Source organism: Nocardiopsis sp. LDBS0036 (genome assembly GCF_041228755.1).
GTDB classification, from domain to species: Bacteria; Actinomycetota; Actinomycetes; order Streptosporangiales; family Streptosporangiaceae; genus Nocardiopsis; species Nocardiopsis dassonvillei.
This window is the reverse complement of the sequence record NZ_CP141103.1, coordinates 1,028,707-1,044,343: the sequence shown is the minus strand read 5'-3', so window position 1 is coordinate 1,044,343 and position 15,637 is coordinate 1,028,707. Positions and strand designations below refer to the sequence as shown.

Here is a 15,637-nt window from a genome sequence, read left to right as displayed (position 1 = left end):
GGAGGAGACCACCGTGGAACCCAGGATCCCGGGATTCGACTACCAGCGCGTGCCCGTCGCCGAGGGCGTGGCGCTCAACGCCGCCGTCGGCGGCTCGGGCAGCCCCCTCGTGCTGCTGCACGGCTTCCCCCAGACCCACCTGATGTGGCGGCACGTCGCGGCCGACCTGGCCGCCGACCACACCGTCATCTGCCCGGACCTGCGCGGCTACGGCGACAGCGACAAGCCCGCCGACACCGACGGCCACGGCTACGCCAAGCGCACCATGGCCGCCGACGTCGTCGCCCTGGCCCGCGCCCTGGGCCACGAGCGCTTCGCCCTGGCGGGCCACGACCGGGGCGCCCTGGTCGCGATCCGCGCCGGGCTGGACCACCCCGGCGCCGTCACGCACCTGGCCTCGCTCGACGTGCTGCCGACCCTGGACATGTGGGAGGTCATGCGCGGGGCCTCGGCAGCGGTGGGCTTCCACCTGTACCTCATGGCCCAGCCCCCGGGCCTGCCCGAGCAGCTGATCGGCGCCAGCCCGGACGCGTTCTTCGGACACTTCCTGGACATCTGGACGCGCGACCCCGAGGCGATCCCCGCCGAGGTGCGCGCCGCCTACCTGCGGGCCTCGCGCGAGGCCGTGCCCTCGATCGTGGCCGACTACCGGGCCTCGGCCGGGATCGACGTCGAACACGACGAGGCCGACCGCGCGGCCGGGCGGCGCCTGGCCATGCCGGTGACGGTGCTCCAGCAGGACTGGGGCGCGGCGCTGGGCTACGACGCCGCCGCGGTGTGGCGGGCCTGGGCCCCCGACCTGCACCACAGCACGGTGACCTGCGGCCACTTCATGGCCGAGGAGGCCCCGGCCGAGGTGGTCGGGGCGCTGCGCGGCCTGCTGGCCCGGTAGGCGCCCCCGGCGTCTGCGGCTGCTACGCCGTGGTCGGCGGAGTCAGCGACTCGGGGTGGAACCGCTCGGCGCGGTCACGGACCGTGTACATGTTCCAGCAGTGCTCGGCGAGGTCGTCGGGGTCGGCGACCGGGAACCGCGGGCCGTCGGCCGCGTCGAAGGCGGCCCGGGCCGCGGCGGACACCTCGCTGCGGTCGATCAGGGAGGCGATGGTCAGGGCGCCGGCGTAGACGCCCTTGTCGGCCAGTTCGGCGTGGAGGGAGCACAGGTAGTTGCGGGTGGCCGCCATCACCGGGCCCAGGCCGCTGAGGTCGGGCATCGGTCGCGCCGCCGAGTAGCCCCGGGCCAGCAGGAAGGCGCCGTCGCCGCGTTCGGTCCACTAAGGAGATCGCCCGCCGGGCGGGCGTGAGCCACGGCACCCTCTGCAACCTCTTCGGCACCCGCGAGGCGCTCATCGACGAAGTGGTGACCGACCTGGCCGCCGACCGCCTCGACCAGGCAGCCGAGCACGCCCTGGCCTTCGAGGGGGCCTGGGAGGGGTTCGTGTACTACGTCGAGAGGGTCTGCGAACTCCAGGTCACCGACCCCGCGCTCGCCGACGTGGCCAGCGGTCGCTATCCGCGTGCCGAACGCCTGATGTCCGTCTGCGCCAGGGCACAGGACGCCACCACGCGGATCGTCGAGCGCGCGCGGCGGGCCGGCGCCCTGCGCCCGGACTTCACCGGCGAGGACCTCCTGATCGTCTTCGGCACCGACGCCCTGCTCGCCCGTGCGGCCGGGGACGCCGCGCCCGACGCCTGGCGCCGCGGGCTGGCCCTCGTGCTCGGCGGACTGCGCGCGGACGCCGCCCGGGGACCGCTTCCCGGCGCCCCGATGACTCCCCGGCAGGTGTACGACGTCATGGGCAGGCTCACCGGCACGCCCTGAGCTGGGCGCCAGTGCCCTGGAGGGCGGTTGGCGCGGTCCGGCGGGGCGTCGCCCCACCAGCGGATCCGGACTCTGTCAGAATTCCTCGGAAAAAGATCGGTGGACGTGTCGATCCGCGGCACCCCCGTTCGACCTAGGGGTGGAAGGGCCCGGAAGGGGTCCGCGACACCCAGGGAGACAGAGCCATGAAGTACATGCTGATCATGCGCGCCACCGACGAGGCCTTCGCGGGAATGGGCGAGATCGACTTCGACGAGATGCTCGCGACCATGGGCCGGTACAACGAGGAGATGATCCGCGCCGGGGTGCTGCTCGCCGCGGAGGGCCTCGACGACGCCGCCGAGGGCGTGGTCGTCGACTACTCCTCCGAGCCGCCCGTGGTCACCGACGGCCCCTACGGCGAGACCAAGGAGCTGTTCGGCGGGTTCTACATCCTCAACGTGGCCTCCAAGGAGGAGGCCGTGGAGTGGGCCAAGCGGTCGCCGATGACCGGCCCCGGTTTCAAGACCGAGATCCGCCGGGTCACCACGATCGACGAGTTCCCGCAGGACAACGAGTGGATCCAGAGGGAGCGGGCCTGGCGCGAGGCCACCGGCCAGCTCTGAGCGGACCGACCGGAGATGGCTGACCCCACCGGCCGCGAGGCCGTAGCCGCCGTCTGGCGGATCGACTCGGCGCGGATCGTCGGCGCGCTCGCGCGCTACACCGGCGACTTCGCCCTGGCCGAGGACCTGGGCCAGGAGGCGCTGGCCGAGGCGCTGGTGACCTGGCCGCGCGAGGGCGTGCCCCGCAACCCGGCGGGGTGGCTGCTCACCGTCGGCCGCCGCCGCGCGATCGACGCGTTCCGCCGCCGCTCCGCCCTGGACGACAGGTACGCCGTCCTCGCCCGTGACCTGGGCGAGGGCGGCGCCGCCTCGGGCAGCGCGCCCGCCGACCCCGCACGGGAGGCCGACGACGTGCTGTGGGATCCGGACCGGATCGACGACGACGTGCTCGCGCTGATGTTCACCGCCTGCCACCCCGTGCTGTCGCGGGAGGCCAGGGTGGCGCTCACCCTGCGGGTGGTCGGCGGTCTGACCAGCGACGAGATCGCCAGGGCGTTCCTGGTCCCGACCGCGACCGTGCAGGCCAGGATCACCCGGGCCAAGAGGACCCTCGGGGCGGCCCGGGTGCCCTTCGGGGTACCCCCGGCCCAGGAACGGCCCCAGCGGCTCGGTTCGGTGCTCAACGTGGTCTACCTGATCTTCACCGAGGGCTCCTCGGCCAGCTCCGGCGGCGACCTGCTCCGGCTCGACCTCGCGGGCGAGGCCCAGCGCCTGGCCCGGGTGCTGGCCCGTCTGGTCCCCGACCAGCCCGAGGTCCACGGCCTGCTGGCGCTGCTGGAGCTGACCGCGGCGCGCTTCCCCGCCCGGACCGGGGCTGACGGGCGGCCGGTGCTGCTGGAGCACCAGGACCGCCGCCGCTGGGACCGCGCCGCGATCCGCCGGGGACGGGCCGCCCTGGCCCGCGCGGGGAGGACCGGCCGGGGGCTGGGCGCCTACGGCCTCCAGGCCGCGATCGCCGAGTGCCACGCGCTCGCCCCCTCGGTGCGGGAGACGGACTGGGAGCGGATCGTGCTGCTCTACGAGGCGCTCGGCCGTCTGGCGCCCTCCCCGGTGGTGGACCTCAACCGGGCGGTGGCGGTCTCCATGGCCCGGGGACCGGCCGAGGCGCTGCGGATCGTGGACGAGCTGGCGGCGGCCGGGGCGCTGGCGGACTCGCACCTGCTGCCGAACGTGCGCGGGGAGCTGCTCGTGCGCCTGGGGCGCACCGGTGAGGCGCGCACCGAACTGGAGCTGGCCGTGCGCCGGTGCGGCAACGAGCGCGAGCGGGAGGTGCTGGAGCGCAAACTCGCCGACCTGGGCTGACCGTTCCACACCCCCCGGGGAGCACCGCGCCGCGGCCCGCGCCGGCCCCGGGACTCCGGCGCTGCGGACTGACCAGGGACGGGGCTCCCACGAGGCCGGAGCACCGTCGTACCTCAGTACTATGGTCGCTCCGCTCGCATGGAGGACCGCTGTCCCTGCGGGCTTTTCGACGTCCACGGGGTCACGACGGCCCGCACCGCAAGGGAGTCCGATGGGGGCCGAGCCGCACCGCACACTGCGTGGCCGCTACCAGCTGCTGGCCGAGATCGGCCGGGGCGGGATGGGCCGGGTCTGGCGCGCCCACGACACCGAGCTCAACCGCACCGTCGCGGTCAAGGAGATCCTCCTGGGCCCGGGCCTGGACGACCACGAGCGCGACCGGATGGCCGCCAGGGCCCGGCGCGAGGCGCAGGCCACCGCGATGGGCGGCCACCCCAACATCGTCACCGTGCACGACATCGTCCAGGACGACGGGCGCCCGTGGATCGTCATGGAGTTCCTCAGCGGGCGCTCCCTGCACGCGCTGGTCCGCCAGGAGGGCCCGCGCGGCGCCCGCGTGACCGCCCGGTGGGGGCTCGACCTGCTCAGCGCGCTGAGCACCGCGCACGGGCAGGGGATCACCCACCGCGACGTCAAACCCGAGAACGTCATGGTCACCGACGCCGGGCGGGTGGTGCTCACCGACTTCGGCATCGCCACCATCGCCGACACCTCCTCCGTCACCCAGACGGCCGGGGTGATGGGCTCCCCCGCCTACCTGGCCCCCGAGCGGCTGGCGATGAGTCCGGCGACCCCGGCGAGCGACCTGTGGTCCCTGGGCGCCACCCTGTACCACATGGCCACCGGCACCTCCCCGTTCCGCCGCGAGGGCATCCCCGCCACACTGCACGCCGTCACCTCCGAGGAGCCGCCCGACGTCCTGGGCCGGGGCCCGCTGGGCCAGGCGGTACGGGGCCTGCTGGTGAAGGACCCGGCCGGGCGGATCGACGCCGACCGCTGCCGCGCGCTGCTGACCGCAGAGGCGGAGGCGGGCACCGCCGCCGCGGCCCCCTCGGCCACGACCGTGTCCGTGCCGACACGGCCGTTGAGCGCGCCCGCACGCGCGGTCACCCCGGGGCCGGTCCCGCCCGGATCCCCGGGACCGGTTCCGCGGGGCCCCGCGGCGGTCCCGCCGCAGACCACGGTCACGGCGGCGCCGGAACCGCGGCGGGGCGGACGGCTGTCCTGGCCGATGGTGGTGCTCACCCTGGGCCTGGCCTCGCTGGTGGCGGTGGCGGCGCTGGTGGTGGTGCTCGACCCGTGGGGGTCCGACACCGGTGCCGCCGCCTCCGGGACGGGCACGGAGGAGTCCCCCGAACCCGGTGCCGGAGAGCAGCAGGCCGGGGGCGGGAACGAGGGGGACGCCACCGCCCCGGAGGAGACCGGCACGCCCCAGGAGGGCGGCGCCGACGGCGCCCCCGTGCCCGGGACGACCTGGACCGAGGACCCCGAGGGCTTCGGTCTGAGCGTCCCCGAGGGCTGGATCCGCCGGGTGGACGGCAGCAGCGTCTTCTTCGAGTCCCCCGACAACGCCGACTACCTCCAGATCGACATGGCCGAGCACCCCACCGACGACGAGTACCAGCACGTCCTGGACCAGGAGCAGGGCGTGTACGACTCGGGGCGGCTGCCGGGCTACGAGCGGGTGCGGATCACCGACGTCACCGACGACACCGGCTTCCACTCGGCCGCCGAGTGGGAGTTCACCTGGCGGGACGAGACCGGCGAGACGCGCCGCGTGCTGACCCGCAACATCGCGGTGGCGCCCGGGGTGTACTACGCGCTGGCCTGGGCCTCCACCGACGCCTCGTGGGCCGACCAGGGCGCCCAGCGCACCGCCGCCATGGAGTCCTTCGGCCCGGCCTGATCCCGCTCCGGCCCGCACCACCGCGGTCCGGTCCGCCCGCCCCGCTCCCCGGACTCCGGCGCCGTGGTGCGGGGTCGGCGGGAGCGGCGACGCGGCCGCGCTCAGCTGCCCAGGTAGCGCAGCACCGCCAGCACCCGGCGGCTGTAACCGGAGGCGTGCCCCAGACCCAGCTTGTCGAAGATCGCGTTGACGTGCTTCTCCACCGCGCTCAGCGACACGTACAGCCGCTCGGCGATCGAGGCGTTGCTCAGCCCCTGCGCCATGTGCTCCAGGACGTCGCGCTCGCGCGGGGTGAGCCGGGCCAGCGGGTCGGTGTGGGTGGTGCGCGCCAGCAGCTGGCGCACCACCTCGGGGTCGAAGGCCGCCCCGCCCGCGCGCACCCGCTCCAGGGCCTCCAGGAACTCCCCCACCTCCGACACCCGGTCCTTGAGCAGGTAGCCCACCCCTCCCGAGGCCCCGGCCAGCAGTTCGGCGGCGTAGCGCTGCTCCACGTACTGCGACAGCACCAGCACCGCGACCCTCCCGTGCTCGGCGCGGATGCGCAGCGCCGCCCGCAGCCCCTCGTCGGTGTGGGTGGGCGGCATCCGCACGTCCACCACGGCGGCGTCGGGCGCGTGCTCGGCGACCGCGGCCAGCAGCGCGTCGGCGTCGCCGACCGCCGCCGCCACCTCGTGGCCCTCCTCCTCCAACAACCGCACCAGGCCCTCCCTGAGCAGGACCGAGTCGTCAGCGATCACCAGGCGCATGGGGGCTCCGTATCGTGGTCAGGGGCAGCGCGGCGCGTACCGTGGTCGGACCGCCCCGGGGACTGTGTACCGCCAGTGTGCCGTCCAGGGCCCGCACCCGCCTGGCCAGGCCGGTCAGTCCGCCGCCAGCGGGGTCGGCGCCGCCGCGGCCGTCGTCGAGCACCCGCAGGTCCAGGACGCCGTCGGCGTCGTCCAGGTGCAGGATCACCACCTCGGCCCCGGCGTGCTTGACGGCGTTGGTGATGGCCTCGCGCGCCACGAAGTACACCGCCGTGGCCAGTTCGCGGGGCGGCGGGGCCGACAGGCGCGCGCGCACCCGCACCGGCAGCGGGCTGCGTTCGGCCACCTCGGTCAGCGCCGCCTCCAGGCCCAGGGTGTCCAGCGCGGTGGGGTAGACCCGCCAGGCCACCTCCCGCAGCTCGTCCAGCAGTACCCGGGTCTCGGTGTGCGCCTGGTGGACCAGCCGCGCCGCGCGCTCGGGGTCGTGGCCGCGCTGGGCCCGCCCCAGCAGCATGGCCAGCGCCACCACGCGCTGCTGGACCCCGTCGTGCAGGTCGCGTTCGATGCGCCGCCGCTCCTCGTCCACCGCCCGCACGATGCCCGACCGGGTGGAGGTCAGCTCGTCGATGCGCCGGTGCAGCAGGTCCTCGCTGCTGGGACCCACCAGACGGCGGGCCAGGGCGCGGTCGGCGGCCGAGGCCACCGCCACCACCAGCCACGTCGCCGCCAGGACGACCAGGCCCATGAGCAGGCCCACGCTGATGCTGGAGACGTGTACCCGCGCGCCGGGCATGAGCACCGGCACGTGGGTGCCGCCCCCGGTGAACAGCTCCAGTGCGGCCCCGCCGACGAAGACCACCACCAGCATCAGCGCCGTGGGCGCCAGGTAGCCGCACAGCAGCGCCGCCGGAAGGCGCAGCAGCAGGTAGGCCACGCGCGGGGCGGCCTCGACCCCCGGGCCGGCCACGCCGCCCCCCGACCACCGGGCCAGGCGGGCCAGGTCCGCGTCGCCCAGGCGCACCGCCCACCGGGTCACCACGCCGCGGAACCGGTGCCGGGCCCGGGAGGTCAGGAACGGGGCGCACACCAGCGCCGCGGCCGCCGCGAGGACCCACACCAGCGTGAGCACGGCGGTGCACAGCCCCAGCAGGGTGCCCGTCAACTCGCGCCCGGCCCGTGCCAGCGGCGCGGCCGCCGCACGCGCCCAGGCGCGGGGACCGTCCCCGTCCCCGGCCCACTCGGCCATCCGCCCCTCCCCCTCTTCCCTTCCGACCGTCCGCATCCGCCGCCTCAGGCGCCCCGGAGCCGGAGCACCAGGGCGCCCGCCGCCAGGCTCGCCGCGGTCCAGTACACGAGCACCGCGCCGCCCGCGGCGGGCGTGAGCGCGTGGTCGAACCGCCCGATCACGAAGGCGCTGTCCACGAACGAGATCCCGGCGAGGAACGGCATGCGCCCGGCGAGGTAGACACCCACCTCGCTGCCCATCAGCAACAACATCACCGGCAGGCCCAGAATCAGCATGAACACCGTGGTCAGCGCCGCGGCGGCCGACCGCAGCGCGGAGCCGACCCCCACGGTGGCCACGGCCACGGCGGTCAGGTACACGGCCGTGCGCACCACGTCCGCGGCGGCCTGCCCCGGGTCCAGGGTGCCGTACCCCTCCAGGTAGGGGTGCCGCATCACCAGGTGCGCCAGAAGCGTACCGACCGCCCCCGTCACCAGCGACGCCGCGAACACGGTGGCGGCCACGGCCAGGGCCTTCGCCGCGAGCACGCGCACCCGCACCGGGACCGCCTGGAGGGTGGGGTGGATGGAGCGGGAGGAGTACTCGGAGGTGATCACCGGAAGCGCCACGGCGATGACGGCGAACTGCACGGCCCACACGGCGGCGTAGACCGCCATCTCCGACGCCGGGACCTCGGCGGTCGGCAGGTTCCCGTTCTGCATGTTGCCGACGGTCGAGACCGCCGCGCCCTGCGCCACCACGGCCATGAGCAGCAGGGCCGCGGCCAGGCCCCACCAGGTGGAGCGCACCGAGCGGAGCTTGACCCACTCGGCCGAGGCGGCCGCGGCCAGGTCGGACAGGGCCCGGGCCGGGCCGGGGGCGCGGTCGGCGGAGGGGGCCGGGGGCTGCCCGGTCGTGGTGGAGGTCGTCACGGTCGGCTCCTGTTCGCGGTGGTGTACTGCACGCTGTCGGCGGTCAGCTCCCGGTAGGCCTGCTCCAGGGACGCGTCGCGCGTGCTCAGCCGGTGCAGGGCCACCCCCGCCCGGTGGGCCAGTTCCCCGACCCGTTCGACGGGTACGCCGGTGACCACCAGTTCGCCCGGGCCGGGGCGCTCCACCCCGGCCCCCTCCGCCTCCAGCGCGGTGACCAGGTCCTCGGGGTGGGGCGCGCGCACCAGCACGGCCGTCCACGCGCTGTTGCCCAGCACATCGGCCAGGGGCGCGTCGGTGATGAGCCTCCCCCGGCCGAGCACCACCAGGTGGTCGGCGGTCAGCTGCATCTCGCTCATCAGGTGGCTGGAGACGAACACCGTGCGCCCCTCGTCCGCGAGGGAGCGCATCAGGTCGCGGATCCAGCGCACGCCGTCGGGGTCCAGGCCGTTGACGGGCTCGTCGAACAGCAGCAGACCCGGATCGCCCAGCAGGGCGGCGGCGATGCCCAGGCGCTGGCTCATACCCAGGGAGAAGGCCCCCGCGCGCCTGCGCGCCGCCTCGGCCAGCCCCACGGCCTCCAGCACCTCGTCCACGCGGCGGTCGGGGATGCGGTGGGTGCGGGCCAGCCCCAGCAGGTGGGAGCGGGCGCTGCGTCCGGGGTGCACCGCGCGGGCGTCCAGGACGGCGCCCACGTGGTGCAGGGGCCGGTCCAGCTCCCGGTAGGGGCGGCCCCCGACCAGGGCCTGTCCGGCAGTGGGCCGGTCCAGGCCCAGCACCATCCGCATCGTCGTGGTCTTGCCCGCGCCGTTGGGACCCAAGAAGCCGGTCACCCGGCCGGGGCGGACCTCCAGGTCCAGCGAGTCCACGGCGAGCGTCTCCCCGTAGCGCTTGGTCAGTCCCCGCAGGGTGATCATGTGCGGCCCTCGTCTCGTCGTTCGTGCGGCGGTGACCACGTTAGGAACCCGGACCCCGGCCGGGCCATGGTGCGTACCGCCAGGTCGGGTGCGGTGCGCGCCAGGGCGGGGGTGGGGTTTTCCTCAGGGAGGGGACGAGGCCGCGCCGTCGCCGCCGGACCGGTGGGGCCGTTTCGTCCCCGAAGGCGTTCGGGCCCGGATAGCCTCGGTCCGTTCCCCGTTTGCAGGAGGTGCGCGGTGTCCCGGACCTGGACCGCGATCGACTTCGAGACCGCCAACCACGACCGCGGCAGCGCGTGCGCGGTCGGCCTGGTGCGGGTGCGCGACGGCGCGGTCGTGGACCGGTACACCACGCTGATCCGGCCGCCGAGGCAGGTGGACTTCTTCTCCCGCCACAACATCGCCGTGCACGGCATCACCGCGGCCGACGTCGCCGACGCCCCCTCCTGGGAACAGGCGCACGCGCGCATCGTGGAGTTCGCCGACGGCGGCCCCCTGGTGGCGCACAACGCCGCCTTCGACATGGGGGTGCTGCGCCAGGCCTGCGGACACACCGGGCTGTCCCACCCGGCGTGGGAGTACGCGTGCACGCTGGCGCTGTCCCGGCGCACCTGGAGCGGGCTGCCCGACCACAAGCTGCCGACCGTGTGCGCCCACATCGGGCACCGGGTGACGCACCACCACCGCGCCGACGCCGACGCCGAGGCCGCCGCGCGCATCGTGATCGCCGCCATGGAGCGCTACGGCACCCCGTCGCTGGCCGACCTGACCCGTGCCGCGCGGACGGACCTGCGCCGGGTGGAGGCCTCGCCCGGGAGCGCGGTGCCCGCCCCGGTCCCGGCCGCCGCCGCGCCCGTCCAGCCCGCGCTGCTCGCCGCGTCCGCCGCGGCTGCCGCGCCCGAGGACCGGTTCGGACGGTGGCAGCGCGACGCCCGGACGCCGCTGCCCGAGCCCTCCCCGGACGCCGACCCCACCGGGCCGCTGTACGGGCGCACCGTGTGCGTCTCCGGCGACCTGGAGTCCATGGACAAGCCCGAGGTGTGGCGGCGCGTGGCCGAGGCGGGCGGGCGGCCCGCCAAGAACGTCACCAGGAAGACCGACATGCTCGTCCTCGGGGGCCACGGCGGCCCCGGAAAGACCGCCAAGCACCTGCGGGCCGAGACCTACCGCGAGCGAGGCCAGCGCATCGACCTGGTCACCGAGGCCGAACTGCTGGCCCTGCTGGGGATGACCACCCGCCCCTGACCGGGGCGCGCCCCGCGTCCGCGGGCCTGAGGACGGCGGTGGTCACCGACGTGCGCTTTCCGGCCGGGGCCGCCTGACGCCGGGTGCCGCGCCGCGCCGGTCCGTGCGCACGGGGCCGCCCGCGCCCCGGGACGGACGCGGGCGGCCCCGTGGAGTCGGTCAGACCCTCTCGTTCGGCGACGTGGGAAAGCGCAGGATGGCGCCGTTCTCGTTGCTGGTGTGGCCGTGGTCGAGGACCTCGCCGAAACCGGCGTCGGCGGCCATCGCCGAACGCAGCATCAGCGCGCTGGCCGGTGCCCGGAACGCCGCGTCGGGGTCGTCCAGGTCCGCCGGGTTCTTCGACACCAGCACCGGCTCGCCCGGTGAGCCCCACAGCTCGGGTTCGCCGTCGCGGTCGGCGCCCAGCAGCAGGGTGCGCACCCGCGCCTCCGACAGCATCGGCAGGGTGGGCTCGGTGCCGCGCACCGCCTGGTCGTTGGCGAGTTTCTGGTGGTAGTCGGCGATGATGTCGTCATGGCCGTCGATGACGAAGTCGCGCAGCGCCTCCGCCGCGGCCGCGTGCAGGCGCTCCTCGGCGTCGGGGCCGCCCCGTCCGCCGGCCACCAGCCTGATCGGGATGCTCAGCTTGCGCTCGCCCAGGTTGTCGCGCAGGTAGGCGATGGCCTCCTCGTCACCGCCGACGAAGATGATCCGGGCGTCCACCTCGGCGACGGCCTCGCGCACCTGCTGGGCGATCCGGGCGGTGTTCTCCCGCCAGGTCTCCATGGGGTAGTGCTTGCCGTCGAAGCGGCCGTTGTACCCGCTCAGGACACCGGGCCCGCCGCGGCCCATCGGGTCGATGTTGCGCAGGTCGGCACCGGAGAAGTCCTTCTCGGAGGCCGGTTCGCTGGAGGGGTGGCCGGTGTAGGAGAACACCTTGGCGTTGACCCGGTCCAGCGCCACCAGGACGTAGGGCAGGTAGCGCCCCCGGTCCACGACCACGGGAAGGGGATCGGGAACCGGCATGCGCAGGGCGCGGCTCTGCGCGGGCGGTTCGGAGAGCGTGTACGCGCCGAGCAGGCGCCCCTCGGAGGCGAACAGGGAGTGGCCGTGACTGCCGAAGGCCCGGGAGGACCCGTCCCTGACCGCCTGTTCCAGCACGTCCAGGGTCGCCTTGTCGGTGCCCAGCGAGGAGAGTTCGTCCCGCAGGTGGCGCCAGCGCAGTTCGAGTTCCTTGCCGGCGTCGGTCCTGTCGCGGCTGGTGTCCAGGTGCACCGAGGCCACCGGAGCGTCGCTCTCGTACAGAGGTCGCAGAAAACCCAGGTCCATGTGTCCGCGGGGCGTGTGTCCCCGCCCCGCCCACCTCCTTCTCGGGGTCGGTCTGCGGGCCATCCTCGGGCCCGTGATGCTTGCCTCGGGGCACGCCACGTCGGCACAGACGCGCTTCTTGCCCAAGGATTTCCTGTCCTTGGACGGGCCCCCTACCCCGTCGGCCGCCGGACATGGGCGGAGAGGGACAACGAACTCACAGAAGAGGGTCGCCGGCTGTCGGGCGCGGAGGGGACCCGCGTCGCTAGCGTCGGTGACGCAGCAGAGGAGGGCACCATGCTGGACCGGCTCAACCGGGCCCTGGAGAAGGTCGAGGAGGACACCGGGCGGCCGGTGGACGTGGCGGAGATGGCGCGGATCGCGCTCACCTCCGAGCACCACCTGCGCCGCCTGTTCTCGGCGCTGGCGGGGATGCCCCTGTCGGAGTACGTTCGGCGGCGCAGGCTCACCCTCGCCGGGGCCGAGGTGCTCGGGGGCGGCGACAGCCTGCTCGACATCGCGGTGCGCCACGGCTACGGGTCGGCCGAGGCCTTCGCCCGGGCCTTTCGCGCCATGCACGGTGTGGGGCCGGGCGAGGCGCGCCGGACCGGCGCGGTGCTCGTCTCGCAACCGAGGATGTCCTTCCGCCTGACCGTCGAGGGGAGTACCACCATGCGTTACCGGATCGTGGACAAGGAGGCCTTCCGCCTCGTGGGCCCCAAGGCACGGGTGCCGATCGTCCACGAGGGCCGCAACCACGCCATGGAGGAGTTCGTCAGGAGCCTGGACAAGGGGGTCCGGGCGCGCGTCGCGGAGCTCTCCGACCAGGAACCGCGCGGTGTCCTGGGCGTCACCGCCGCGCTGTCCCCCGACCGCGGGGAGGGGAGCCTGATCGACTACTACGAGGCCGCGGCGACCTCCGCCCGTGGCGCGGAGGGCATGGAGGCGCTGGAGGTGCCGAGCGGTACCTGGGTGGTCTTCCCCAAGTCGGTGCCCGTGGAGCGGTGCCCCGAGGGGTTGCAGCACATGTGGGCGGACGCCTTCGGCCGGTGGTTCCCCTCCAACACGGCCTACCGGGTCACCGAGGGGCCGGAGATCCTGCGGGTCTCCTACACCGAGGACGGCGCCACCGCCGAGGCCGAGCTGTGGCTGCCCGTCGAGCGCCTCTGACGCGCCCCCGCGGCCCAGCGAGGGCGCGCGGCCGCTGACGGGACCGGCCGTGGCGGCCGTTTCCTAGACGCGGGTGCGGCAGCGGTCCAGGAAGCGGCGCAGCACCTCGTTGAACCGCTCGGGCCGCTCCAGGTTGGGCAGGTGCCCGGCGCCCTCGATGATCTCCACGACCGAGTCCGGCACCAGCACGTGCATGGACTCGGTGAGATCGGGCGGGGTGAACACGTCGTGCTGGCCCCCCACCAACAGGGTCGGCGCGGACACCCGGCGCAGCAGGGGCGCGTAGTCCTGGCGTCTGGCGCGGCCCAGCAGGGCGGCCGCCGCGCCCTCGGGCGGGGCGGCGTACATCATCGCGCGCACGTGGTCGGCCACCGCGGGCAGTTCGCGCACGTTGTCGGCGGTCATCATGCCCACGAGCACCTCGTCGCCGTAGCCGCGCATGCCCTCGGCGCGCAGCCGCTCGGCCAGCGCCACGCGGGCGGCACGGCCCCGCTCGGTCTCGGCGCTGGGGTTGGTGGCCGCCAGGGTCAGCGAGTCGACGCGGTCGGGGAAGAGCCGGTACAGCTCCAGGGCGATCTGGCCGCCCATCGACAGCCCCACCACGCTCACCACGTCCAGGCCCAGGTGGTCCAGGAGCGCGTCCAGGTCGCGGGCGAAGGTGTCCAGGGTCGTGGTCCCGGGGACGACGGTGCTGCTCCCGTACCCGCGCAGGTCGGGGGCGATCACCCGGTAACCGCGTCCCGCCAGGGCCCTGACCTGGGGTTCCCACATGGTGCGGTCGAAGGGGTGACCGTGGATCAGGAGGGTGGGGTACCCGGCGCCGCGGTCGGTGTAGGTGACGTTGATCCCGCGCACGGAGGCGATGCCCGGGCCTTCACTGCTCGCCGTGTTCGTCGTCTGATGTGCCACAGGAACCGATGCTATTCAGGCGTGCAAGGGCCCTGGCCACCGAGGGTCCCCCAGAGCCGGGTCACGGCCGGGCCGTAGGTGGTCCCTCGACACCTACGGCCCGCGGGTGGTACCGCGTCCCGCCGTTCTCGGGCGCGGTACGGCGTGGCGGGCGCGCCCGCCACACGGCGCCGGACGCGGAGCGTCCGGCTACGGGGAAGACGCGCCCGGACGCCGTCGGGTTCGGACGCGGTTCACCGCCGCGCCTCCCCCTTCCGGTCAGGGGAGCGGCGGACCGGACGGGCCCTGCGGGTACCGCGGCCCAGGAAGAGCGCCGCCACCAGGTAGGGCAGTGCGAACAGGGCGAACGCCAGGGCGTGCCCGGTCACCGCGAACACCCCCGCGTACAGCAGGTAGGAGGCCGTGGTGAGGGCGTCGGTGCCCAGACCTGCCAGGGAGGTGACCGTGGCCCGGCTCGACCCGGTGATGCGGTCCTGCAGGCGGGCGTCGGCGACCACGCCCGCGGTCTGGCACAGGCCGAAGCCCACGCCGATCAGCACCCATCCCACCGGGCCGTCCAGCAGGGCTCCGGCGGCGATGGCGGGCGCGGCCAGGCCCACCAGGACGGCCAGGGCCCGCACGGGCAGCCGGGAGGCGGGCCCGGCCAGCAGCCCGCCCAGGAGCACGAAGGCCCACACCACCAGGACCGCCACGGGAACGGTGGCGGCGGGGACGCCGGACTCGGCGACGAGCAGGGGGACGTACTCGTCCAGCGCCTCCCAGAACGCGGTCACCGCGACCACCAGCACGATCGCGCCGCGCACCCGCCGGCTGGAGCGGGCCTCGGCCAGTCCGCCGCGCAGGGCGTCCAGGTAGCCGGAGGGCCCCTCCTCCGCTTCCCCGGCCTCCGCGGCGCCGTCGGCGGAGGCGGGGCCGCCCTCGGCGGCGCGGTGCTCGGGCAGGGCCAGGGCCGCCAGGGCGCACAGCACGCAGACGGCGACGCTGGCCGCGCCGACCGCCGCGTAGCCGCCGTGGGCCATGACGGGGATGGCCAGCAGGGTGGCGGCGCCGACGGCGGCCACGTCCAGGGCGCGGGTCACGCCCATGACCCGGGCGTAGCGGTCGGACGCGTCGCGGCGGGCGAGTTCGGTGTAGACGAGGGCTTCGAGGGAGCCCGAGGACAGCGCGCCGCCCGCGCCCCACAGGACGAAGCCGAGCGCGAAGGTCCAGTAGCCGGGCCACAGCAGCCACAGCACGAACGCGCACGCGGCCAGGAGCGGCGCGGCGGCCAGCAGGTAGCGCCTCGGCACCACGTCGGCCCAGGCCCCGGCGGGGACGGACGCGAGGACCGAGGACAGTGACCAGATCACGAACAGGGAGCTGATCTGGGCGACGGTCAGGCCGGTCTCGTCGAACAGCAGCGCGTACAGCGGGTAGAGGAGGACGAACTCCCCCAGGGCCGCGTAGGCGTACAGGGGTCGGGTCAGATGGGACGCACGCATGCCGGGGGCACGCGGGGACAGAGTGGTCATGGAGGTCTTTCGGTCGAGCGGAGACGGGCACCGGGGCGGGGACCGCCCGGGGTGGACCGCGTGCTC

Annotated in this window: 15 protein-coding genes; 7 read left to right on the top strand and 8 right to left on the bottom strand. The window is 75.0% G+C overall.

Annotated elements, in window-relative coordinates; all coding sequences use genetic code 11:
* Positions 1-13: 13 nt before the first annotated feature.
* Positions 14-892, top strand: a complete 879-nt coding sequence (locus UIS43_RS04365; RefSeq protein WP_117198945.1) for an alpha/beta fold hydrolase — start codon at positions 14-16, stop codon at positions 890-892.
* Between the two features lie 22 nt (positions 893-914).
* On the opposite strand, the gene UIS43_RS04360 is transcribed toward UIS43_RS04365, so the two are convergent.
* On the bottom strand, positions 915-1,211 hold the full coding sequence (locus UIS43_RS04360; protein WP_370012537.1) for a hypothetical protein: 297 nt from the start codon (positions 1,209-1,211) through the stop codon (positions 915-917).
* Positions 1,212-1,279: 68 nt separating this feature from the next.
* Here UIS43_RS04360 and UIS43_RS04355 point away from each other — a divergent pair, with 68 nt between their 5' ends.
* The 4 genes from UIS43_RS04355 (at position 1,280) to UIS43_RS04340 (ending at position 5,632) form a co-directional block, all read left to right on the top strand.
* On the top strand, positions 1,280-1,819 hold the full coding sequence (locus UIS43_RS04355; protein WP_370013227.1) for a TetR/AcrR family transcriptional regulator: 540 nt from the start codon (positions 1,280-1,282) through the stop codon (positions 1,817-1,819).
* A gap of 185 nt (positions 1,820-2,004) precedes the next feature.
* Positions 2,005-2,424, top strand: coding sequence for a YciI family protein (locus UIS43_RS04350; protein WP_013153167.1), 420 nt, complete (start codon positions 2,005-2,007; stop codon positions 2,422-2,424).
* A gap of 15 nt (positions 2,425-2,439) precedes the next feature.
* On the top strand, positions 2,440-3,726 hold the full coding sequence (locus tag UIS43_RS04345) for an RNA polymerase sigma factor (RefSeq protein ID WP_370012536.1): 1,287 nt from the start codon (positions 2,440-2,442) through the stop codon (positions 3,724-3,726).
* 211 nt (positions 3,727-3,937) lie between these two features.
* On the top strand, positions 3,938-5,632 hold the full coding sequence (locus tag UIS43_RS04340) for a serine/threonine-protein kinase (protein WP_013153165.1): 1,695 nt from the start codon (positions 3,938-3,940) through the stop codon (positions 5,630-5,632).
* 101 nt (positions 5,633-5,733) lie between these two features.
* Here UIS43_RS04340 and UIS43_RS04335 read toward each other — a convergent pair whose 3' ends face one another.
* The 4 genes from UIS43_RS04335 to UIS43_RS04320 are packed head-to-tail and all read right to left on the bottom strand — an operon-like array spanning position 5,734 to position 9,449.
* Entirely contained in the window at positions 5,734-6,378 is a 645-nt protein-coding gene (locus tag UIS43_RS04335) for a response regulator transcription factor (RefSeq protein WP_013153164.1), read from the bottom strand.
* On the bottom strand, positions 6,359-7,624 hold the full coding sequence (locus UIS43_RS04330) for a sensor histidine kinase (protein ID WP_370012535.1): 1,266 nt from the start codon (positions 7,622-7,624) through the stop codon (positions 6,359-6,361). Before UIS43_RS04330 ends, UIS43_RS04335 begins: the two co-directional genes overlap by 20 nt.
* A 44-nt stretch (positions 7,625-7,668) precedes the next feature.
* On the bottom strand, positions 7,669-8,535 hold the full coding sequence (locus UIS43_RS04325; protein WP_370012534.1) for an ABC transporter permease: 867 nt from the start codon (positions 8,533-8,535) through the stop codon (positions 7,669-7,671).
* A complete protein-coding gene (locus tag UIS43_RS04320) occupies positions 8,532-9,449 on the bottom strand; it encodes an ATP-binding cassette domain-containing protein (RefSeq protein WP_370012533.1) in 918 nt (305 codons plus the stop codon). Before UIS43_RS04320 ends, UIS43_RS04325 begins: the two co-directional genes overlap by 4 nt.
* Before the next feature lie 237 nt (positions 9,450-9,686).
* Here UIS43_RS04320 and UIS43_RS04315 point away from each other — a divergent pair, with 237 nt between their 5' ends.
* Complete coding sequence (locus UIS43_RS04315) at positions 9,687-10,694, top strand: exonuclease domain-containing protein (RefSeq protein WP_071622109.1); 1,008 nt, start codon at positions 9,687-9,689, stop codon at positions 10,692-10,694.
* Positions 10,695-10,853: 159 nt separating this feature from the next.
* On the opposite strand, the gene UIS43_RS04310 is transcribed toward UIS43_RS04315, so the two are convergent.
* Positions 10,854-12,002, bottom strand: a complete 1,149-nt coding sequence (locus tag UIS43_RS04310) for a hypothetical protein (RefSeq protein ID WP_013153159.1) — start codon at positions 12,000-12,002, stop codon at positions 10,854-10,856.
* A 276-nt stretch (positions 12,003-12,278) separates the two neighbouring features.
* On the opposite strand from UIS43_RS04310, the gene UIS43_RS04305 reads away from it, so the two are divergent.
* Positions 12,279-13,151 carry a helix-turn-helix domain-containing protein gene (locus UIS43_RS04305; protein WP_013153158.1) on the top strand — a complete coding sequence of 291 codons (873 nt, stop codon included), beginning with the start codon at positions 12,279-12,281 and terminating at the stop codon, positions 13,149-13,151.
* 63 nt (positions 13,152-13,214) lie between these two features.
* Here UIS43_RS04305 and UIS43_RS04300 read toward each other — a convergent pair whose 3' ends face one another.
* Complete coding sequence (locus UIS43_RS04300; RefSeq protein ID WP_013153157.1) at positions 13,215-14,006, bottom strand: alpha/beta fold hydrolase; 792 nt, start codon at positions 14,004-14,006, stop codon at positions 13,215-13,217.
* Between the two features lie 287 nt (positions 14,007-14,293).
* Positions 14,294-15,571: an MFS transporter gene (locus UIS43_RS04295; protein ID WP_370012531.1), complete on the bottom strand. Its 1,278-nt coding sequence runs from the start codon at positions 15,569-15,571 to the stop codon at positions 14,294-14,296.
* Between the last annotated feature and the right edge of the window lie 66 nt (positions 15,572-15,637).